This window comes from Lentisalinibacter sediminis (genome assembly GCF_040706615.1).
Lineage (GTDB): Bacteria > Pseudomonadota > Gammaproteobacteria > Steroidobacterales > Woeseiaceae > Lentisalinibacter > Lentisalinibacter sediminis.
Window position 1 is genome coordinate 512,600 of record NZ_JAPDRF010000005.1, and the last position, 21,434, is coordinate 534,033.

Below are 21,434 nucleotides of genomic sequence, written 5' to 3' on the forward strand. Positions count from 1 at the left end.
AGGAGTGGAAGGGAAGGATGGACGAAGAACTCGAAAAGCAGCTGAGCCAGCAGCTGGACCTGGTCCAGCAGGTCTACGAACTGGTGGTCAATTTTATGGTGACCTACTCGTTCCGCCTTGTCGGGGCGGTGCTGGTCATCATCGTCGGTATCCTGGTGGCGCGCTGGGTGGGCCGCATCGTGCTGCGGGCACAGGAGCGCCACGACGTCGATGTGACGCTGCGCCAGTTCATCGCCAGCACGGTGCGCATCACGGTCATCGCGCTGTTCGCGATCATCGCCATGAACCAGCTCGGCGTGAGCATCACGCCGCTGATCGCCGCCATCGGCGGTCTGGCAGTCGGCGTCAGCTTCGCGCTGCAGGGGCCGGTGGCCAATTACGGCGCCGGGCTGGTCATCATCCTCACCCGCATGTACCGGGTGGGCGACACGGTCACCATCCGGGACTGCTCCGGCCTGGTCGAGGACATCTCGCTGGCCACCACCGTGCTGCTCACCGAGGACGGCGAGCGCATCGTCATCCCGAACCGGCAGATCACCGGCGAGATTCACACCAACTCCTTCGCCAACCGGGTGGTCGAGGGCCGGGTGGGTATTGCCTACAGCGAGGACCCGGAACGGGCCATCGGCATCATCGGCGATGCGCTGGCCGGTGTGGACGGCGTCTCCGACGAGGTGTCGCCGCAGATCGGCATCGCGGGCTTCGGCGACTCCTCCATCGATCTCGACTATCGCTTCTGGGTGCCCACCAACCGCTATTTCGGGGTTATGCACGAGGCCAACATGGCCGTGTATCAGGCCCTGAAACGGGAGGGCGTCAGTATCCCGTTCCCGCAGCGCGAGGTGCGGCTGCTCGGCGAGGGCGCGGCTGCCGGCTGAGCTGCGCCCCGCCGTCGGTCGGATCGCTTTTGGGTCGGCGTCGGGCGCTCTGGTATAAAGCGTCCATCTTTCCGGAACCTATCGAACGAGGCATCCAATGAGCCGTACGGTCAACTGCGTGGTGCTGGGTCAGGAGGCGGAGGGGCTGGATTACGCCCCTTACCCCGGCGAACTCGGCAAACGTATCTACGAGAACGTCTCCAAGCAGGCCTGGCAGCGCTGGCTCGCTCACCAGACCATGCTGATCAACGAATACCGCCTGACCCCCATCGAGCCGAAGGCGCGGGAGTTTCTCGAGAAGGAGATGGAGAAGTTCTTCTTCGGGGAGGGGTCGCAGGCACCCGAAGGTTTCGTGCCGAAAGAATAACGTGGGAGGGCCTTCAGGCCCGATCCGCATTCTTTTGCCGGAGGCCGCCAGCGGGTGGGCAAGGGTCGCGGGGACGCTCACTGTGGGAGGGGCTTCAGCCCCGATCTTCGCTTGAGGTGGCCGAGCGCTGGTCGGGGCTGAAGCCCCTCCTACATGCCCATCGAGGCTTGCGGCGCGTTGCGGACGACCCCAGCAGTCGACCCCACCCGCCGACGGGCCCGTAGCCGAGAGGTCTGGCACCAGTCAGCAGGCGTCACTGACTGGCGGATCCTCTCGGCGACCGCATGACGGCCAGGAAAGAAAGCCGATCAGACGGCGGTGCAGTACTGGACGCTAAAGAGATCGTCCGCGTCCGTCCAGACCCGGTCCACGCGAAAGCCGGCCAGCTCCGCCATCTGCGCGAAGGTCTCGAGCCGGTATTTGTGCGAGCACTCCGACAGGATGTATTCGCCGGCGGCGATGGAGATGGCCGCGTCGCCGATGTGGATGGTCTGGTCGCGCTCGCTGACCAGGTGCATCTCGATGCGGTCGAGTTCCTCGTTGTAGATGGCACGGTGGCGGAAGGCGGTGAGGTCGAAGTCTGCGCCGAAGCCTTGGTTGAGATGGGCCAGCATGTTGAGGTTGAAACGCTCCGTGTAGCCGGCGGCGTCGTTATAGGCGCGTTCCAGCAGCGCCTTGTCCTTCACCAGGTCGACGCCGATCAGCAGCGCACCGCCGTCCCGGGCTTCCTCGCGCATGACCTTCATGAGCGAGACTGCGGAGTCCGGCCAGAAGTTGCCGATGGTGGAGCCCGGGAAGAACACCAGGTTGCGTTCCGGCAGGATTTCCGGTGACGGCAGATCGAAGGGCTTCGTGAAGTCGGCGGCTACCGGCAGGATTTCCAGGTCCGGGTAGTCTGCGGCAAGGATGTCGGCCGACCGCACCAGGAACTCCTTCGACACGTCCACCGGCACGTAGGCGGCCACGTCGTGCAGGTGAGAGAGCAGGATGCGGATCTTGATGCTGGCGCCGGAGCCGAATTCGATCACCGAGGGGCGCTGGCCGACCACGTCCGCGATCTCATCGATGTTGTCCCGCATGATCCCGATCTCGGTCTGCGTGGGGTAGTACTCCGGCTGCTCGCAGATGGCGTCGAACAGTTCCGAGCCACGCTCGTCGTAGAAGTACTTCGGCGAGATCAGCTTCTGCGGACGCGTCAGCCCCTCGATCACTTCCGCCAGTTCCAGGTTCTCGGAGAGATCCTGCTCGGTCAGGTCCTCTGCCCGCGCTGCGTCCGTGGCCATAAGCAATCCCTTGTCGTGTTCAGTGAGACTGGCCGACGTCCCTGGCCAGCCGGAAACCGAGAAACTGCCAGCGCGAATGGGGATAGAAAAAGCTGCGATAACTGGCGCGGATGTGGTCGCTGGCGGTGGCGCAGGAGCCGCCGCGCACCACCATCTGGTTGCACATGAACTTGCCATTGTACTCGCCGAGCGAGCCGGCCAGCGGCCTGAAGCCGGGGTAGGCCGCGTAGGGCGATGCAGTCCATTCCCATACGTCGCCGAACAGTTGCCGGACGCCCTCGCCGCCGCCGTCCGCCACCGGGTGCCAGTAGCCGGAGTCCATCAGATTGCCGCGCACCTCGGCGCCCGCGGCGGCGGTCTCCCACTCGGCTTCCGTGGGCAGGCGCGCGCCGGCCCAGCTGGCGAAGGCGTCGGCCTCGTAGAAGCTCACATGGGTGACCGGCGCGTCCGGATCGATCTCCCGCTCGCCCCCGAGCGTGAACTCGGTCTCGAGGTTCCGGCTCCAGTACAGCGGCCGGTGCCGGCCCTGCTCCTGAACCAGGGCCCAGCCGTCCGAGAGCCAGAGATCCGGGTGCTGGTAGCCGCTGTCCTCGATGAACTCCCGATACTCCCGGTTGGTAACCAGGCGCGAGCCCAGTTCGTGGGGATGCAGGAGTTCCGTGTGGGACGGCGTCTCGTTATCGAAGCAGAAGCTCTTGCCGGCCGCGCCGATCGTCTGCGGCCCCTCGGCGCCCCGGACCCAGCGTATGGGGCCGGCTTCCACCGCGGGCGGCTTCCTGAGCTCATCGCTCAGCGCAGGATTCATCGGGTTGCGGGAGAGCACGTGCTTGATGTCGGTGAGTATCAACTCCTGGTGCTGCTGTTCATGGTGCAGCCCCAGCGTGGTCAGGAATGCGATATCCGCATCCTCTCCCCGCTCGGCGAGCAGCCGGTTCATGGCCTCATCCACGTGGCGGCGATAATTCATGATCTCGCGCACCGTCGGCCTCGAGAGCAGGCCGCGCTCGGGGCGGCGATGCATCTGCCCCACCGTGTAGTAATAGGAGTTGAACAGGTAGTCGTAGGCGTCGTGGAACGGCACGTAGTCCGACACGAACTCCTGCAGCAGGAAGCGCTCGAAAAACCAGCTGGTGTGGGCCAGGTGCCACTTCGTGGGGCTCACGTCGGGCATGGACTGCACCACGAAGTCCTCGGGCGCGAGTGTGTCGCACAGCGACAGGCTCTGAGCGCGGACGCGGGAGTAGTGCAGGGGCAGGGATTCCTGCCCGTAGTCCGGGCGGATGTCGTCCGGTACGGAGGCCATCTGTCGCTCCTCGTGAGACCGTCTTTTAGGGTATGCGGCACCCCGGAGGGTGTCAAAAAGACGCGTGTTCAGACAGTCTCGCGGCGGCCTGTTACAGCCGTGTGCAAAAAATGCAGCCGCTTCAGCGCCAGTGCAGCGTCGCCGAGGCGCGGATGGTGCGCGGCTCCAGCGGATGGAAGTGGATGTCGCCCACCGGCGCGGCCTCGCCGGGCAGGAGGGATTCGTAGAAGTAGGCGATGTCGTCGTCGTCGGAGTCGAGCAGGTTGAAGGCGTCGAGCCTCAGTTCCAGCATACCCTGGCGCCAGGCAACGCCGGCATTCAACAGCAGCGAGCCGTCGCTGCGCACGGAGCCGTCCTCCACCAGCGGGGCGTCGTCCAGGTAGCGCACCCTCGTGCTGGCGCTGAAGCCGTTGGCCCAGACGGCGTTGAGGCCGAGCGTGAAAGTGGACTCCACCGCGCCCGGTATCTCCCGGCCGCCGCCCTGGTCCTGTTTGAACTCGGCGTCGGTGGCCGTCCAGGCCGCATTCACGGCCAGCCAGTCGGTGGCCTGCCAGAAGGCGGAGGCTTCCACGCCGAGGCGCTCCGTGGCGTCATTCGGCTCGGTGGTGCCGGCGTCGCCCACATAGACCAGCTCCGAGTCGAGTTCCAGCCAGAAGCCGACCAGTGTGGCGTTGAAGCGGGTTCCACGCTCGTAGCGCAGGCCGAGTTCGCCACCTTCGGATTCCACCAGTACGTCGACCGGATTCACCGGCTCACCGCTGGCCGGGTCAGTGACAATGGTGGCGCCGCGCACGTCGTTGGAGTGAAAGCCGCGGCCCCAGCTCGCGTAGGCCACCAGGCCGTCGGAAACCCGCCAGGCGAGGCCGAGCTTCGGGCTCACCAGGGAGTCGTCGCCGGAGCCGCCGTTGTCGGCGCGGAAGGCGTCGACCTCCCAGTCGTAGTAGTCGGCACGCAGGCCGAGGATGCCCCGCAGCGAGCGCGTCAGTTCCACGTCTGCCTCTCCCCACAGGCCGACGGAGAGCTCTTCCACCGCGTCCTGGCGCACGACGTCCGTGCGCACCCGCGTGGCCGTGCCATAGAGACCCACCTCGTCGATGTCGTCGTAGCGAAGATCCGCGCCGTAGCGGAACTCGACCAGCCGGCGGCCGAACTCGATGCCCCTTCCGCCCTCGACGCTTGCGCCGTAGATCGTCCGGTCGTCGCGCTGCTCGAACTCGTCGCCCTCGACCGGGTCGTCCAGGAAGTAGGTGAAGTTCGAGTAAAGCGTGAAGTCGTAGTCGACGACGTAGGCGCGAGCCTGCCAGGTGCCGAAGTCCAGCGCGCCGCTCAGTGCGTAGCGCTCCGTCTGGCCGCCGAGATCCGGGTCGATGAAGCTGAGCCGATCGATCAGGCCGGATTCGACCGCGCGCAGCGGGATCTGGTCGGTGGCGTCCCACTCGCTGTCGTAGGCTTGCACGTTGAGTTCGGCGCTGGCGCCGCTGAGTTCGAAGCCGTAGGAGAGAAACGCCTTGTACTGCTGCAGGTTCTCTTCCAGCTCCCATGGGCCGTCGTACACGGTAGCGTCGAAGGCCGCCGTGAGTGTGCCGGCACCCAGCGCACTGCTGCCGGCGGCCAGCGCCCGGCCGTAGCCGTGCTCGCCGGTAGTCAGGCCCAGCAGGGTCTCCGGCAGCTCGTCGTAGAAGGTGAAGTCCACGCTGCCGGCGGAGGAGAAGTCGCCGGTCTCGGCTGCGTAGGGGCCTTTGCGGTAACGGGTGGTGGCAACCAGCTCCGGGATCAGGAAGTTCAGGTCGAGATAGCCCTGGCCGTGACCGTGGGTGGGCATGTTCAGCGGCACGCCTTCGGCACTCACCGAGAAGTCCGTACCGTGATCCAGATTGAAGCCGCGCAGGAAATACTGGTTGGCCTTGCCCGTGCCGGAGTGCTGGGTGGCCACCATGCCCGGTACCGCCTCCACCAGCTCTCCGACGCGCAACAACGGTGGCAGTTGGATGTCGTCGTAGCCCACCAGCCCCTCGGAGGCGGTGTCGGCGGTGCCGATGAGTTCCCTGGCCCGTCCGTAGACCACGATCTCCTCGAGTGCGGTCTCCGCGACGGCGCCGTGACCCGATGAGGTATCCGGCCAGGCCGTGGGGGTGGCGGCGATGGCCAGGGCGGCGATTGCCGCGGGCAGGGGTGTTCTCATCGGGTACTCCCTCGATGGTTTGGTTCGCCGGCCGCGGAGACCGGTTCCTTTCGAGGCAGCATTGGTAGCACGGTCATAAGATTCGTGCTACTCGGAAAACCCGTAGCGACGTTTCGTCGCGACGGATCGCGGTCGGTCAGAAATCGGCGGCGGTCAGCGTCAGGCGCCCGTGGCGCACGCCCTTGGTGGCAATCAGCGCGTCGGCCAGCGAGCTTACCTTCGCCGCCTGGCCGCGGAGGACAATCACCTCCATGCAGTATTCATGGGTGAGGTGCACGTGCAGGGTAGCGATGACCGCGTGGTGGGCCTCGTGCTGCATGGCGGTGAGCTGGTCGCCGAGCCGGCGCTGGCTATGTGAGTAGACCAGCGTGACCGTGCCGACCACCTCGGTCTCGTCGTCGGCCTCCAGCTCCTCCCGGGCGATCTCAGCGCGGATCAGGTCCCGGAAGGCCTCGGAGCGGCTCGGATAGCCCCGCGCCTCGATCAGGCGGTCGAATTCCTCCAGGAGATCGGCCTCGATGGCCACCCCGATACGGCTCAGCTCGGACATCCCGCTAGCGTAAGCCGCGGCCCCGTGCCCGGCAAGCGCAAGCCGGGCAGGCTTCCCTTGACTACCCGCTCCCGGCCCGTTGTAATACCCCGCTCGCCAACGCGAGGCATCATGTAGGAGGGCCTTCAGGCCCGATCCCCTCTGCATGCTCCTGCACGGTACGGCCAGGTAGCTCAGTTGGTAGAGCAGCGGATTGAAAATCCGCGTGTCGGTGGTTCGATTCCGCCCCTGGCCACCATATCTATCAATACCTTGCAGATTTACTGCTTTTAGTCCGCGTGTCGCTCGGTACACTTTCGGTACACCTGTGCCATGGAGTGTGCAGTGGCGACGATCACAAGGACACCTTCTGCCACCTGGAAAGCCATCATCCGTAAACGCGGTTGGCCGACCGTGATAAAGACGTTCCGCACCAAGCGTGACGCCCTCGACTGGTCGCGGCGTACCGAGGACGAGATGGTGCGAGGCGTCTACATCGACCGGGCCCTCTCCGAGAAGACGCTCCTGAAAGATGCCCTCGACCGCTACGCGGCGGAGGTCGTCCCCACCAAGCGGGCGTCCACGGCACGGAGGGAGAAGCCGATCATCGCCAACCTCAAGGAGGCGCTCGGCAACTACAGCCTGGCCGCCCTGACGCCCGACATCATCGCCCGCTATCGCGACCAGCGGCAGGAGGCCGGACTCTCGGCCAGCACCATCCGGCTCGAGCTCTCGCTGCTCTCCCACCTCTACAACGAGGCCATCAAGGAATGGGGCATCGGGCTCCTGTACAACCCCGTCACCAACATCCGGAAGCCGCCGCCGCATCCCGGCCGCAATCGGCGCCTGACCGCGGCGGAGGAAGCGAAGATCCTCCGTGCGGCCAGCGCCCACTCTAACCCCATGTTCGGCTGGATCGTCCGCCTGGCTCTCCACACCGGCATGCGCGCCGGCGAGATCCAGACGCTTCGTGTCAGCCAGGTGAACCTCGAACGCCGGGTGATCACCCTGACCGAGACCAAGAACGGCTCGTCCCGCACCGTGCCCCTGTCGACCGCCGCGACAGCCGTCGTCCGCGCCGCCCTCGAGAATCCCCTCCGCCCGAAAGAGACCGACCTCGTCTTCTTCGGCGAGCCCGGTCGGGACGGTATCCGCCGCCCCTACGAGTTCCGGCCCGGCTGGCACCGGTTGCTGAAGCGACTGGGCATCCACGGCCTCCGCTTCCATGACCTCCGCCACGAGGCCGTTTCGCGGCTCGTCGAGGCCGGTCTGGGCGACCAGGAGGTGGCCGCCATCTCGGGCCACAAGTCCATGCAGATGCTCCGGCGCTACACTCACCTGCGGGCCGAGGATCTGGTGAAGCGGCTCGATCAGCTGGGGATACAGTAGTGGACACTGAAGCAGAGACGACTACGCGCTCGACCATCACCTGTCCGGCCTGCGGTGCCAGGACGCCCGAGACCATGCCGACGGATGCCTGCCAGTTCTTCTACGAGTGTCCTGGCTGCGGCGAGGTGCTGAGGCCGAAGCCGGGCGATTGCTGCGTGTTCTGTTCCTGGGGCGATGTGCCCTGCCCGCCGGAGCAGGAAGACAGGGGATGCTGCTGAGGACAGAACCGGCCGTTCGATCCGTTTGGGTGGCGCTGTCGATGCAAAACCCACGCGGCTCGTGTCGGGATAGTTCGTGGTCAGGCAGGACGAAGCCGGCTACTCATAGGTTCCCGTTTCCCGGAATCTGCGAGGACAGCCCATGCACGACGACATTATTCCCCGCCAGGATGCGACCCTTGCCATCCAGCTTACCGAGCGCTTCGGCCCGCTCCTGACCCAGACCCAGCTGGCCGAGCTGCTCGGCCGCACCCCGGGCGGTCTCCGCTACAGTCTCTGCTGCCCCAGCGACGCCCCGACGCGCGCGCTGAAGGCCTGCGGCCGGAAGATCGGCCGCAGGGTCTACTACCCGGCCTCCGAGGTCGCCCGCATCATCACCGGTGACGAGGCGCGGTGACACGCCGCATCTTCCGGGTCCGCGATCGAAAGGGATATCTGATTGTCGAACGGGCCGCGGTCGAGGACGAGCGCCTGTCCTGGGCGGCCCGGGGCCTTCTTGTCTACCTGCTCGCCAAACCGGACACCTGGCAGGTCATCGTCAACGACCTGGTGAAGCGTGGCGATCTCGGCCGGGACGGCGTCTACGGGCTGCTGCAGGAGCTCAAGACCGCGGGCTACGTGCGTTATGAGAAACACCGGGATCCGGACGGGCGCCTTCGCGGCGGACACTACCGGGTCTTTGAACGCCCGCCCGGAAGCGAGCCTCTACCGCTTCCGGAATCACCGGAGACGGTTCAGCCGGATCCGGTCCCACCGGATCCGGCCAGGCCCGAAGCTTTAGTTATTAGCTACCTCAATAAAGAACCCATTTTCACCAAACTACCCACTCCTACATTCTTAAATAGAGACAAGAAGACGGATTCCGCGACGGCCTCCTACGTCTTCCCGCCGACCGTCTCCCCGCAGGAGCGGGCATCCGCGAGCTGCATTGTGGCCTCGCTCGATGCCGAGGCCCGCCAGCCCGCCCTCGACGAGTGGGGCGACGCCATCGCCAGGGGCGCCATCCGTTCCAGCCCGCTCGGCTATCTGGACGCGATCGTGAAGCGCAAACTGGCCGAGAGAAATAATTCCGACAGGGCCTGCAGGGATTTTTGATGACAGTGTCATCAAAATCCCGGCGACCCGAGTCGGCCACCTGTCCGGCCGTATTTTGCCCGCCAATCGAGGCTGTCAGGCGGCACCGTGAGCGGCCCGATCGGAGACCGCCCCGGCCGGCTTCGCCCCGGATCAGCCTGCCGCCGCTGCCGACGTCCCGCGTCCCTACCCCGGCCCCGCCGGGTAGGGACGCGGTACGCAAACCCAATAACGGCGCGGGTTTCAGCCCGAAATTCTGAGGGACGGGTGAGGGACGGACCCCCTGGCGGGGGTCGGAATGGCATTTTGCGGGCGGATATCCGGACGACGCGGAGGGTGTGTAGCCGCCGTGATCAGGCGCGATTCGAGGAGCCGCCGGCCGCGGAATTCTCCCCTTCGCGACCGCCGCTCGCGCCTCACCAAATACTACCCATAGTGGGTAATCAATGACCCGAGTTGGGTATGAAGGTGATGACCGATTCAGTCTCGTGCTCGTCCCGGCGACGGGCTTCGAGCAGGGCGATCACGCATCCGGAGCGGCCCTTCTCTGCGCCACTCCGGACGTCGCCTTCCTCGTTGGAATCGGCGTGCTGAGGAAGATGTTCCAGCGGCCAATCGGAACTCTCCGGAGGCACCGAACCGCGTCTCGATCGCAGCCGCGCTCAGGCGCGTTCGCACCGGTTCGGGTCCCGCCACTGCCGGCGTTCCCCGTCACTACCGAGCGCAGCGCTGTAGTGACGGGGAACGCGATCCCAGTAACAGCGCGGCTTCCACGCCCGAATTGCCGAGTGACGGGCGAGTGACGGTCCCTCCGGAGGCTTTCGAAATGCGATTACCGGACGTCCTCACCCGCGAACCGGCGGGTCTACAGCCACCGCGAAGCGGCGACATCCAACGATCCGATGGCCCCGAATCTCTTCTCGCCAACCGAACCCGCTCACAGTAATATTTACCCATTATGGGTAATCGCACCCAACTCGGTTCGGTGCTCCGTGATGACCGGGGCTGACCCTACATCCGTCGATCGCGCCAGCATGCCGAAGTCAAGCCCCGGCCCGGCCGACGCTCTGTTCACCACCACGCAGCAGCGCGTGCTCGGATTGCTGTTTGGTCAGTCCGATCGCAGCTTCTTCAAGAGCGAGTTGATCAGGCTGGCACGGATGGGCTCCGGGACCGTCCAGCGGGAAGTGGAGCGTCTGGTCGCGAGCGGCCTTGTCTCCGTGACGACCATCGGGCGCCAGAAGCACTACCGGGCGAATTCCCGCTCCCCGATATTCGGAGAACTCCGCTCACTGGCCCGCAAAACCATCGGTATCGCTGAGCCACTGCGCTCGGCACTCGCGCCTCTGGCCCCTCGCGTGCGTTTGGCGATGGTGGCCGGGTCTGGCGACGTGGCCACGGGTGCCGCCCCGAAAGCTTTCAGGCTCCTGCTGGTCGGCGACCGTCTGACTCTCGAGCAGATCCATACGGCCCTGGCTCCTGTAGAGGAGCGCTTCGGCCGCCAGATCCACCCAACGCTTTATACTGCGGAGAAATTCCGGCGCGAGCGCTTCCTGGAAAGCGGGTTCGCGCACGAGGTGCTAACGGGCGACCGTGTGGTGGTCATCCGCTCCGGGCCCATCAGTGGAATCTGAATCAGGGCTTCGAGGGATCGCAGCTCGGCACCGGGTGCTACCGCGGGTTGCAGGAGACCGGGAAAAACAGGTATCAAGACTGGCCGACGGCTAGCCACAGGGGGCAGGGAATGGCCGCAGCAAAGAAGCGGAAGACCAAACGTAAGACAAAGCATAAGGGCAGCTCCGCCGCCAACGTTGGCTACGAGGCCCAACTGTGGCAGATGGCCGATGCGCTCCGGGGCTCCATGGATGCCGCCGAATACAAGCACGTCGTCCTCGGCCTTATCTTCCTCAAGTACATCTCCGACGCCTTCGAGGAGCAGCACGCCAGGCTCCAGGCCGAGCAGGACCAGGGTGCCGACCCGGAGGATCCGGACGAGTACCGGGCACTCAATATCTTCTGGGTGCCCCCGGAGGCCCGATGGCAGCACCTGAAGGCCAAGGCCCGCCAGCCCACGATCGGCCAGCTCGTCGACGACGCGATGGCCGCCATCGAGCGCGACAACGCAACCCTGAAAGGGGTGCTGCCCAAGGACTACGCCCGTCCGGCGCTGGACAAGACCCGGCTCGGTCAGCTCATCGACATGATCAGCAACATCCGCGTGGGCGATGCCGAGGCGAGGGCCAGGGACGTGCTCGGGCGCGTGTACGAGTATTTTCTCTCCCAGTTCGCGAGCGCCGAGGGGAAGAAGGGCGGCGAGTTCTACACGCCACGCTGCGTGGTGAAGCTCCTGGTCGAGATGCTCGAGCCCTACAAGGGCCGTGTCTACGACCCCTGCTGTGGCTCCTCCGGCATGTTCGTGCAGTCGGAGCAGTTCATCGAGGCCCACGGCGGTAACCTCACCGACATCAGCATCTTCGGCCAGGAGTTCAACTACACCACCTGGCGGCTGGCCAAGATGAACCTCGCCATCCGGGGCATCGATGGAAACATCGCCCACGGCGATACCTTCCACAATGACCGCCACCCGGATCTGAAGGCGGACTACATCCTTGCCAATCCGCCCTTCAATATCTCCGACTGGGGCGGAGAGCGACTCAGGGACGACAAGCGCTGGCAGTACGGCACGCCCCCCGCCCGCAATGCCAACTTCGCCTGGGTGCAGCACATCGTCCACCATCTGGCGCCTGCGGGGGTGGCCGGCTTCGTCCTATCCAATGGCTCGATGTCTTCGAACCAGTCCGGCGAAGGCGAGATTCGCAAAAACCTGGTTGAGGCAGACCTTGTCGACTGCATGGTCGCGTTGCCGGGCCAGCTCTTCTACTCGACGCAGATCCCCGCGTGCCTTTGGTTCCTCGCCCGCAATCGGAGGAATGGTAAGTTCCGGGACCGGCGAGGTGAGATTCTCTTCATCGACGCGCGCAGGCTGGGATCTCTCGTGGATCGTACCCATCGCGAACTGAACGACGAGGACGTCGCCCGCATCGCGAAGACCTATCACGCCTGGCGTGGCGAGAAGGAGGCAGGCGACTACCAGGACATCCCCGGATTCTGTAAGAGTGCGACGCTTGAAGACGTGCGCAAGCACGGCCACGTGCTGACGCCCGGCCGATACGTCGGCGCCGAGGCGCAGGAGGATGATGGCGAGCCGTTCGAGGAGAAAATGCGGCGCTTGGTCGCGACACTGCGTGAGCAGCAGGCCGAGGCCGCGAAACTAGATTCCGCCATTACCGCAAACCTGAAGGCGCTCGGGTATGGCGAGTGAATGGGTCTCAACCCGCCTCGGGGATATCATCCGCGTCAAGCATGGATGGGCGTTCAAGAGCCCTGAGTTTGATGCTGAGTGGGAGCGTAAACCCATCGTCATAAGCGTCGGCAACTTTCGCTACACCGGCGGCTTTCGTTTTTCGGAGACGACTACGAGAGGCTATCGCGGCGCCTACCCTAAGGAGTTCGAGCTATCTCCGGGCGACATTCTGCTTGTGATGACCTGCCAGACAGCCGGAGGCGAAATTTTGGGCATCCCTGCTAGAGTGCCGAACGACGGGCGCACCTATTTGCACAATCAACGTCTCGGGAAAGTCGTGGTACTCGACGAGGCCCGCGTCGACCCAGACTATATCTATTGGCTCTTTCTATGGGATGAGTTCAATCGCGAGCTTGTGGCATCGGCAAGTGGTACGAAGATCTTGCATACGGCGCCGTCGCGCATTGAGGACTTTTCGTTTGACCTCCCACCACTCTCCGAGCAACACGCTATCGCAAACATCCTCGGCACGCTAGACCACAAGATCGAGCTGAACCGACGGCTGAGCGAGACGCTGGAGGCGATGGCGCGGGCGCTCTTCAAGTCTTGGTTCGTGGACTTCGATCCTGTGCGCGCCAAGATCGAAGGCCGCGACCCCGGTCTCCCCAAACACATCGCCGACCTTTTCCCCGACCGCCTCGTCGACTCTGAGCTTGGGGAGATTCCGGAGGGATGGGAGGTAAAGTCTCTGGACCAAATTGCTCACTTCCAGAACGGACTGGCATTACAGAAATACCGTCCGCAGCCCGGCGGAGAACGCTTGCCCGTTGTTAAGATCGCCCAGCTGAGAAGCGGCAAAGCGGACAGCGACGAATGGGCGACGGCTAATCTGACGCCCAAGTGCATCATTGATGATGGAGATGTCGTTTTTTCATGGTCTGGTAGCTTGATCGTTCGAGTTTGGTGCGGGGGGCGGGCTGCCCTAAATCAGCACTTATTCAAAGTTACCTCTGAAGACTATCCACGCTGGTTTTTCTTGGAAGCGATCCTGTCTCATCTAGCAGAGTTTCGACAAATCGCAGCCGGCAAGGCCACCACAATGGGGCACATCCAGCGACGTCATCTTGCCGACGCCAGATGCGTTGTCCCCGGAAACGACCTGCTGACTGCCGCTTGTCCTCTATTTTCTGTGTTAGTCGATCGCGGTATTTTAATTGACGTTCAAAATCGCCAGCACGCTGAGCTACGTGACACGCTCCTGCCCAAGCTCATTTCGGGAGAATTGCGTGTGAAGGACGCGGAGAAATTTATGGAGAGTGTCCCATGAGTCAGCACACACAGCCCCCACGCATCGAAAGCCTGCGTGTCAGAAACTACCGCGCATTGAAAGACATCACGATTGAAAAGATCACTCCGTTGACGGTGCTATTGGGGCCGAACGGCAGCGGAAAATCGACCGTTTTTGACGTCTTTGCCTTTCTGGCCGAGTGTTTCTCTGACGGCCTACGCAAGGCATGGGATCGGCGTGGTCGTTTTCGAGAGCTGCGCAGTCGGGATCAGGACGGTCCCATCGTGATTGAACTCCAGTATCGTGAAAAGCGCGGTACCCCGCTGATCACTTATCACCTCGAGATTGAGGAACAGGCCAAGGGTCCTGTCATTGGGCGAGAATTCTTGCGCTGGAAGCGCGGCCATCCAGCCGCACCGTTCCACTTTCTCGACTACCAGTATGGAAAGGGCAAAGTCATCACGGGAGACGCCCCGGAGACGAGCGATACACGTATGGAGAAGCCGCTCTCCAGTCCGGATGTGCTCGCGGTGAGTACATTGGGGACCCTGGCCGAGAATCCGCGCGTCATCGCCCTGCGCAACTTTATCACCGGCTGGCATCTTTCCTATCTCTCGGCCGACGCTGCCCGAGGGAATCCGGAAGCAGGCGCGGAGGAGCGGCTTTCACCCAAAGGGGACAACTTACCCAATGTCATCCAGTACCTTCGGGAGCAGCACCCGCAACGGTTGGAGCAGATTTTCGAGACGCTCCGGCGACGCATACCGCGCATCGAGAAGATCGAAGCGGAGGTTCTCCAGGACAGCCGCCTGCTGTTGCTGGTCAAAGACGCTCCGTTTTCCACGCCGGTGCTGTCGCGTTTTGCCTCCGATGGCACCCTGAAGCTTTTGGCCTATTTGACTGTCCTCTATGACCCGGATCCGCCGCAGCTGGTCGGCATCGAGGAGCCGGAGAACTATCTTCATCCCCGCCTACTGCCGGAACTGGCCGAGGAATGCCAGCAAGCGGCGGAACGGACGCAGTTGATCGTCACCACCCACTCACCATTCTTCATCAATCCGCTGAGATCGGAGGAGGTGCGCGTGCTCTACAGAGCTGAGGATGGCTATACGCGTGTACGCCGCGTCGCCGACATGCCCGGAATCCAAGCCTTCCTCGACCAAGGCGCGACCCTCGGCGATCTTTGGATGGAGGGGCATTTTGATGCTGGTGATCCGCTCTCAATGGGAGATGTGGATTGATGCGCATAGAATTCCTGGTCGAGGAGCCTTCTGCTGAGGAGGCGCTTAAGCATCTGCTTCCGCGGCTGATAGGACGACGTGCGGAGTGGAAGCTCATCAACTCGGGGAGCAAGTACAAGCTGTTGAAGGCGGTGCCGCAGCGACTAGCCGCTTACGGTCAGCGTATCGCCCAAGGCGAGGACTTACGTGTGGTCGTGCTAGTCGACCGCGACGATGACGATTGCGAGGAATTAAAACGCCAACTCGAGGTTGCAGCGCAGCACGCTAAACTTACAACAAAGTCCGCACCCGATGTCGATGGCCGGTTTCTGGTGGTTAATCGCATCGTCGTTGAGGAGCTGGAGTCTTGGTTTATCGGCGATCCAGCGGCCCTTCGCCGCGCGTTTACGAGTCTCCCGAAGATTGATGCTACAAAAGGCATCTTCCGAAATCCCGACAATGGGGGTTCTTGGGAAGCGTTGCACCGCTTTCTGAAAAAGCATGGGATATACAGGAGCAGCTACCCCAAGATTGATGCTGCTCGTCGAATTGCGCCCAATCTCGATCTTCAGGCAAATCGTTCGCGCAGCTTTCACATGTTTGTAAGCGGCGTAGAGGCCTTGCTTGCCTGACCCGCGCCGCTGTCAGACATCGACGCAGGCGCGGAAGCGTTGATTGAACGGAGATAGGAACAGGGCAACGGCGTGTTCCCCGCTACCGAGACCGCGTGGTAGGGACTCAGGCCGGGCGCGCCAAGCCGATGGATTATGCTGCAGGAAACCACAGCGAAATTGTTCCTGATTGCTGCGGATTCCGAAGGAGTTCGGCGGGCGACGGACGGTATAGCTTGGCGATAAAAGGCGGCTCATGGCGGGCAATGAAGGCCTCGATCCGCGATAATGAGTAGACGAAATTATCGGCCAGTTGTGGCAGAGGCACTTTGCCGATCAGAATGATCAACGAGACGCCGTGATCCTTCACGGCCGCGAGTTCGTTCGGCGTGTACCGTATTCGCAGATTGTGGGTCAGTGCGATGCGTCCATTGCGCCCGCAATGCTCCAGCCACTCCTCATCCGGCGCATCGTGACGGAAGAGATCCCGATGCCGTTCAACGGTGATGCCGGCTGCTCTCAGCCTTTCGGGAAACTTCTTCCCGAGGTCGCGATCGGTGAAGTAGACATGGGTCAAGCCGCGCGCTCGTAGACTACCGCCTCCTCGATCTCCTCCTCACTGAGGTCGTAATCGTCGGCCAGATCAGCGGTTGACTCGCCGGCATCGAGTCGCTGGACGATTGCAGAAGTCGAGATACCCGTGCGCAGAACGATAGGGCGGCCGAATGCGATATTGGGGTCGATGGCAATCGGCTTCCGGCGTCCTTCGCCGGCAACGAACGGATAGAGCCGGATCGGAAAACTCCACTCATCCCACTCGACACGCTCGAGGTGCTCCTCGAAGATTTTCCGCATGGCGAGCTGCCCTGATGCGGAAAGCTCGATCAGCTGGCCGTAACGGTCCAGGAAAAGACGCCCCGCGGTTGTCTTGAGTTCGCGGTGCAGCAGCAGGCGCTCGATCCCGAGCTGTCTCTCCGCGAATGCCAGCGCGTCTCGAACCGCCTTGATCGAAGTGCCGTGTTCGGTGCGCAGCGCCCGGAGCACATGTGCTTCCACAAGATTCCAGAAGGAGAGGAGCAGCGGGTCCTTCTGAGACGGCTGGATCAGCGGCTGCCAGTGCTCGGTCCCGTCGCCCTTGGGATACTCACGCCCGATCAGCCAGGTCCGAAGCGTTGCCGCAGGCAGCTTGAGATAGCGGGAGGCCTCGGCCACGCCGTAGGCGGGCCGGTCTCGCAGGTCGTTGCGAAAGATTTGCTGGTCGGTCTTCATTGGAATGGCGCTCCCTGGTTCCTGCTGAATAGTAAATGCCAAACGCGTGGCCACCAAGAATTGCCGGCCCTTCGAGAGTGCCTGACCTCGGGTAGAGCTGGGCTCTTCCAAATGGGTCAAAGACCCGGGATTTGCGTCACTCAGTCCATTGAGTAAAACTACTCAATATGTTGAGTAAATCGTCAGTGCCCTATTCCCGTGTACAGGCAGCAGAGCTGATCCGCCGCCTGTCGGAGCCCCGCCGCTTCATCCAAGTGCTGGCCGGACCCCGCCAGGTGGGCAAAACGACACTGGTGCAGCAGGTGGCCGAGGAGCTGGGCGGGACGCTGCGCTACGCGAGCGCGGATGAGCCCACCCTACGCGGACCAGACTGGATCGCGCAGCAATGGGAGGCCGCACGTCTCCAGACACCCGAGGCCGGTGAGAACGGTGCGGTGCTCGCCTTCGATGAAATCCAGAAAATCCCTGACTGGTCGGAGACCGTGAAGCGGCTCTGGGACGAAGACACCCGGCGTAAGGTCCCTTTGAAAGTCGTCCTGCTGGGCTCGGCGCCGCTACTTGTAGCCCGTGGCATGACCGAAAGCCTCGCGGGTCGCTTCGAACTGCTGCACCTGCCTCATTGGTCCTACGCGGAAATGCGCGAAGCGTTCGGCTTCGACCTTGATCAGTATCTCTACTTCGGCGGCTACCCGGGCGCGGCGCCCCTCGTGGATGAGCCGACGCGCTGGATGCGCTATGTGGTCGATAGCCTGATCGAGACGTCGATCTCGCGGGACGTGCTGCTCCTGACCCGGGTCGACAAGCCCGCGCTGCTGCGGCGCCTGTTCGAACTTGCCTGCCGCTACTCCGGCCAGATCCTTTCTTACACCAAGATGCTCGGCCAGCTTCAGGATGCCGGCAATACTACGACCCTGGCGCACTACCTCGATTTGCTGGCCGGCGCCGGGATGGTGCGCGGGCTCCAGAAATTTGCCGGCGATGCCGCCCGGAGCCGCGGCTCGAGCCCCAAGCTGCAGGTTCTGAATACCGCGCTGATGAGTGCCACGGCCGGCCTCTCGCCGGATGAGGCGCGTACCGATCACCAATACTGGGGCCGTCTGGTCGAGTCGGCGGTGGGTGCGCACCTGGCCAATGCGGCTGCCTGCGGGGAGTGTGAACTCTTCTACTGGCGCGAGCGCAGCGCCGAGGTCGACTTCGTTGTCCGCACGGGCCGCCGCGTCTTCGCCATCGAGGTCAAGAGCACCGCGGCCGGCAGGACGAAGTCCGGCGCAAAGGCTTTCGCCGACGCCTTCAAGCCTGACCGGACGCTCCTCATTGGCGGAGACGGGATCCAGGTCGGTGATTTTCTGGCTCGACCCGTGGCAGATTGGTTGGCGCCATGAGTGGGTTCTCGGAAAACGTTGTCGAGGAGGCTGCCCTCAGCTGGTTGGCGGGAGCGGGCTGGCAGGTCGCCCACGGCCCGGACCTCGCGCCTGATGCACCGGCAGCGGAGCGCACAGACTTCGGGGAGGCTACCCTGGCTCAGCGCCTCCGAAATGCACTGTCACGCCTGAATCCATCCCTCCCTGCGGAAGCACTGGACGATGCCTTTCGCAAGCTGACCCGCGTTGAGGCGGCGGATCTCGCGCAGCGTAACAGGGCGCTACACCGCTACCTGGTCGATGGCGTCACCGTGGAGTATCGCGACGCCGAGGGTGCGATCCGTGGCGCGCAGGCGCAAGTCATCGATTTCGCGGATCCTGCCGCAAACGACTTGCTCGCCGTGAATCAGTTTAGCGTGGTGGAGAACAAGCGCGCCCGGCGGCCGGACATCGTGCTGTTCGTGAACGGTCTCCCCCTGGTGGTCCTCGAGCTCAAGAACGCCGCCAGCGAGAACGCCACCATCTGGAGCGCCTGGCAGCAGCTGCAGACCTACCGGACCGAGATCCCGACGCTTTTCACCTCGAATGCCCTCCTCGTTATCTCGGATGGCGTGGAAGCCCGCGTCGGCACGCTGACCGCCGGCCGCGAGTGGTTCAAGCCTTGGCGGACGGTCACCGGGGAGGCGGTAGCAGATTCCAGCCTCTCGGAGCTGCAGGTCGTCACCGAGGGTCTTCTCGTGCCACAGCGGCTCCTGGACGTAGTGCGGGACTTCATCGTCTTTGACGACGACGGGAGCGGCAAGCTAGTCAAGAAGGTCGCGGGCTACCACCAGTACCACGCGGTCCAGGCGGCGGTGCAGGAAACACTTCGCGCGACGGAGCTGATCCGCTCGCGGGAAGCTGCCGAGGACGCCGGCACCTATGAAGCCGCGACTCGTCCCGGTGGCAGCCCCGGTGATCGGCGCGTCGGCGTTGTTTGGCATACGCAGGGCTCCGGCAAGAGCCTCACCATGGCGTTCTACGCGGGGCGCATCGTCCGTGAGCCCGCCATGGAAAACCCGACCCTGGTGGTCCTCACGGATCGGAACGATCTGGACGACCAGCTCTTCAGCACTTTCTCCCGGTGCAGCGAGCTCCTCGGGCAGCCGCCGGTGCAGGCGGACTCACGCACTCACCTGAGGGATCTCCTGGCAGTGGAATCAGGCGGTGTCGTATTCACCACCATTCACAAGTTCTTCCCGGAAGAGCGGGGTGACCGCCACCCCACGCTCTCGGAGCGCCATAACATCGTGGTCATTGCCGATGAGGCCCACCGCAGCCAGTACGACTTCATCGACGGCTTCGCCCGGCACATGCGAGATGCGCTCCCGAACGCCTCCTTCATCGGTTTCACCGGCACGCCAATCGAACTCCAAGACGCGAACACTCGGGCGGTCTTCGGCGACTACATCAGCATCTACGACATCCAACGGGCGGTTGAGGACGGAGCGACGGTTCCGATCTACTACGAAAGCCGTCTCGCTAAACTCGGCCTGGACGAGGCCGAGCGCCCCAGGATCGATCCCGAGTTCGAAGAGGCGACGGAAGGCGAGGAGATCGAGCGCAAGGAGAAGCTCAAGACCAAGTGGGCGCAGCTAGAAGCCCTGGTCGGCTCGGACAGGCGGCTGGAGCTCGTCGCTCGAGATATCGTGGAGCACTTCGAGAAGCGCCTCGAAGCTATGGACAGCAAGGCCATGGTGGTCTGTATGAGCCGGCGCATCTGCGTGGAGCTCTATCACGAGATTGCCGCTTTACGTCCTGACTGGGTGACCGAGGACGACGATACCGGGGCCATGAAGGTGATCATGACCGGCTCCGCCTCCGATCCGCTCGACTGGCAAGCCCATATCCGCAACAAGCCCCGCCGGGAAGCCCTGGCGAACCGATTCCGGAATCCGGACGACGCGTTCAAGCTCGTCATCGTCCGCGATATGTGGCTGACCGGCTTCGACGCACCAAGTCTGGCCACGATGTACATCGACAAGCCGATGCGTGGGCACGGTCTCATGCAGGCCATTGCCCGGGTGAACCGGGTGTTCCGGGACAAGCCGGGCGGCCTCGTCGTCGACTACCTGGGATTGGCCCAGGAACTGAAGAACGCGCTCGCCACCTATACGGAGAGCGGAGGCACCGGCCGCACTGCAGTAGATCAGACCGAAGCGGTTGCCGCAATGCTGGAGAAGTATGAGGTCTGCCGCGCGCTCTTCCATGGCTTCGACTGGACTCTCTGGACGACTGGCACACCACAGGAGCGGCTCAGCCTGCTACCGGCCGCGCTGGAGCACGTTCTTGCGCAGGAAGACGGCAAGGAGCGGTGTATTCGCTCGGTACGTGAGCTCTCCAAGGCATTTGCGCTGGCTGTTCCCCACGAAGAGGCGATGCGGATACGGGATGACGTCGGCTTCTTCCAAGCCGTCCAGGCACAGTTGGCCAAGCGGGTGCCAGGGGACTCAAGACCGGAGGAAGAGCTGGAGCACGCGGTGCGTCAGATTATCTCACGTGCCGTTACTCCCGAAGGTGTTGTGGATATCTTTGCCGCTGCGGGGCTCGATAAGCCGGATATCTCGATTCTGTCTGATGACTTCCTCGCCGAGGTTCGCGGGATGCCACAGCGAAACCTCGCCGTCGAGCTACTGCAAAAGCTCCTGAAGGGGGAGCTTCGCACGCGAGGTCGGAAGAACGTCGTCCAGGCGCGGTCATTCGCTGACATGCTCGAACAGACCCTGCGTCGGTATCAGAACCGTGCAATCGAGGCGGCGCAGGTTATCGAGGAGCTGATTGCGATGGCCCGGGAGATGCGAGAGGCGAACGCCCGAGGCGAGAAGCTGGGACTCTCGGATGACGAACTCGCTTTCTATGATGCTCTCGAAGCCAATGACAGCGCTGTGCAGGTGCTGGGCGATGAGACCCTGCGCGGTATCGCCCGGGAGCTGGTCGAGACGGTGCGGAACAACGTCACGATCGATTGGACGTTGCGGGAGAATGTACGAGCGCATCTGCGGGTGCTTGTGAAACGGATACTGAGAAAGTACGGCTACCCGCCGGACAAGCAGGAAAAGGCGACGCAGACGGTGCTGGAGCAGGCGGAGTTGCTGTCGCAAGAATGGGTGGCAGCCTAG

Annotated in this window: 19 protein-coding genes and 1 tRNA gene; 14 read left to right on the forward strand and 6 right to left on the reverse strand. The window is 63.6% G+C overall.

Annotated features, from left to right (window positions below):
* Positions 1–17: 17 nt before the first annotated feature.
* Both ACJMKX_RS12820 and ACJMKX_RS12825 read left to right on the forward strand, forming a co-directional pair.
* On the forward strand, positions 18–878 hold the full coding sequence (locus ACJMKX_RS12820; RefSeq protein ID WP_405225947.1) for a mechanosensitive ion channel family protein: 861 nt from the start codon (positions 18–20) through the stop codon (positions 876–878).
* Positions 879–975: 97 nt separating this feature from the next.
* Complete coding sequence (locus ACJMKX_RS12825) at positions 976–1,245, forward strand: oxidative damage protection protein (RefSeq protein WP_405225949.1); 270 nt, start codon at positions 976–978, stop codon at positions 1,243–1,245.
* Between the two features lie 308 nt (positions 1,246–1,553).
* Here the strand turns inward: ACJMKX_RS12825 and egtD are convergent, their stop codons facing one another.
* From egtD to nikR, 4 genes are all read right to left on the reverse strand, one after another.
* The gene (egtD, locus tag ACJMKX_RS12830) at positions 1,554–2,528 is read right to left on the reverse strand and encodes an L-histidine N(alpha)-methyltransferase (protein ID WP_405225952.1); all 975 of its coding nucleotides are present in this window, start codon (positions 2,526–2,528) and stop codon (positions 1,554–1,556) included.
* A gap of 19 nt (positions 2,529–2,547) precedes the next feature.
* Positions 2,548–3,831, reverse strand: a complete 1,284-nt coding sequence (gene egtB / locus ACJMKX_RS12835) for an ergothioneine biosynthesis protein EgtB (RefSeq protein ID WP_405225955.1) — start codon at positions 3,829–3,831, stop codon at positions 2,548–2,550.
* Positions 3,832–3,952: 121 nt separating this feature from the next.
* Positions 3,953–6,013, reverse strand: a complete 2,061-nt coding sequence (locus tag ACJMKX_RS12840; RefSeq protein ID WP_405225958.1) for a TonB-dependent receptor — start codon at positions 6,011–6,013, stop codon at positions 3,953–3,955.
* Between the two features lie 136 nt (positions 6,014–6,149).
* Complete coding sequence (nikR, locus tag ACJMKX_RS12845; RefSeq protein ID WP_405225961.1) at positions 6,150–6,563, reverse strand: nickel-responsive transcriptional regulator NikR; 414 nt, start codon at positions 6,561–6,563, stop codon at positions 6,150–6,152.
* Positions 6,564–6,725: 162 nt separating this feature from the next.
* Here nikR and ACJMKX_RS12850 point away from each other — a divergent pair.
* The 10 genes from ACJMKX_RS12850 (at position 6,726) to ACJMKX_RS12895 (ending at position 15,667) form a co-directional block, all read left to right on the forward strand.
* Positions 6,726–6,801 (forward strand) — tRNA-Phe (locus ACJMKX_RS12850).
* Positions 6,802–6,887: 86 nt separating this feature from the next.
* Positions 6,888–7,931, forward strand: coding sequence for a site-specific integrase (locus tag ACJMKX_RS12855; protein ID WP_405225964.1), 1,044 nt, complete (start codon positions 6,888–6,890; stop codon positions 7,929–7,931).
* Entirely contained in the window at positions 7,931–8,149 is a 219-nt protein-coding gene (locus ACJMKX_RS12860; RefSeq protein WP_405225967.1) for a GDCCVxC domain-containing (seleno)protein, read from the forward strand. Before ACJMKX_RS12855 ends, ACJMKX_RS12860 begins: the two co-directional genes overlap by 1 nt.
* 142 nt (positions 8,150–8,291) lie before the next feature.
* Positions 8,292–8,546 carry a hypothetical protein gene (locus tag ACJMKX_RS12865; RefSeq protein ID WP_405225969.1) on the forward strand — a complete coding sequence of 85 codons (255 nt, stop codon included), beginning with the start codon at positions 8,292–8,294 and terminating at the stop codon, positions 8,544–8,546.
* A complete protein-coding gene (locus ACJMKX_RS12870) occupies positions 8,543–9,244 on the forward strand; it encodes a hypothetical protein (RefSeq protein WP_405225972.1) in 702 nt (233 codons plus the stop codon). The genes ACJMKX_RS12865 and ACJMKX_RS12870 overlap by 4 nt, the downstream gene beginning before the upstream one ends.
* Positions 9,245–10,257: 1,013 nt before the next feature.
* A complete protein-coding gene (locus ACJMKX_RS12875) occupies positions 10,258–10,857 on the forward strand; it encodes a transcriptional regulator (protein WP_405225975.1) in 600 nt (199 codons plus the stop codon).
* A gap of 110 nt (positions 10,858–10,967) precedes the next feature.
* Positions 10,968–12,545 carry a class I SAM-dependent DNA methyltransferase gene (locus ACJMKX_RS12880; protein ID WP_405225978.1) on the forward strand — a complete coding sequence of 526 codons (1,578 nt, stop codon included), beginning with the start codon at positions 10,968–10,970 and terminating at the stop codon, positions 12,543–12,545.
* Positions 12,535–13,854 (forward strand): restriction endonuclease subunit S, encoded by a 1,320-nt coding sequence (locus ACJMKX_RS12885; protein WP_405225981.1) that lies wholly within the window; start codon positions 12,535–12,537, stop codon positions 13,852–13,854. The genes ACJMKX_RS12880 and ACJMKX_RS12885 overlap by 11 nt, the downstream gene beginning before the upstream one ends.
* Complete coding sequence (locus tag ACJMKX_RS12890; protein ID WP_405225983.1) at positions 13,851–15,056, forward strand: AAA family ATPase; 1,206 nt, start codon at positions 13,851–13,853, stop codon at positions 15,054–15,056. The genes ACJMKX_RS12885 and ACJMKX_RS12890 overlap by 4 nt, the downstream gene beginning before the upstream one ends.
* Positions 15,056–15,667 (forward strand): DUF4276 family protein, encoded by a 612-nt coding sequence (locus tag ACJMKX_RS12895; RefSeq protein WP_405225986.1) that lies wholly within the window; start codon positions 15,056–15,058, stop codon positions 15,665–15,667. The genes ACJMKX_RS12890 and ACJMKX_RS12895 overlap by 1 nt, the downstream gene beginning before the upstream one ends.
* Positions 15,668–15,800: 133 nt before the next feature.
* On the opposite strand, the gene ACJMKX_RS12900 is transcribed toward ACJMKX_RS12895, so the two are convergent.
* Both ACJMKX_RS12900 and ACJMKX_RS12905 read right to left on the reverse strand, forming a co-directional pair.
* The gene (locus ACJMKX_RS12900; protein WP_405225989.1) at positions 15,801–16,223 is read right to left on the reverse strand and encodes a PIN-like domain-containing protein; all 423 of its coding nucleotides are present in this window, start codon (positions 16,221–16,223) and stop codon (positions 15,801–15,803) included.
* Entirely contained in the window at positions 16,220–16,915 is a 696-nt protein-coding gene (locus ACJMKX_RS12905) for a DUF433 domain-containing protein (protein ID WP_405225992.1), read from the reverse strand. Before ACJMKX_RS12905 ends, ACJMKX_RS12900 begins: the two co-directional genes overlap by 4 nt.
* Positions 16,916–17,082: 167 nt before the next feature.
* Between ACJMKX_RS12905 and ACJMKX_RS12910 the strand changes: the two genes are divergently transcribed.
* Positions 17,083–18,297: an ATP-binding protein gene (locus ACJMKX_RS12910; RefSeq protein WP_405225995.1), complete on the forward strand. Its 1,215-nt coding sequence runs from the start codon at positions 17,083–17,085 to the stop codon at positions 18,295–18,297.
* Entirely contained in the window at positions 18,294–21,434 is a 3,141-nt protein-coding gene (locus ACJMKX_RS12915; RefSeq protein ID WP_405225998.1) for a type I restriction endonuclease subunit R, read from the forward strand. Before ACJMKX_RS12910 ends, ACJMKX_RS12915 begins: the two co-directional genes overlap by 4 nt.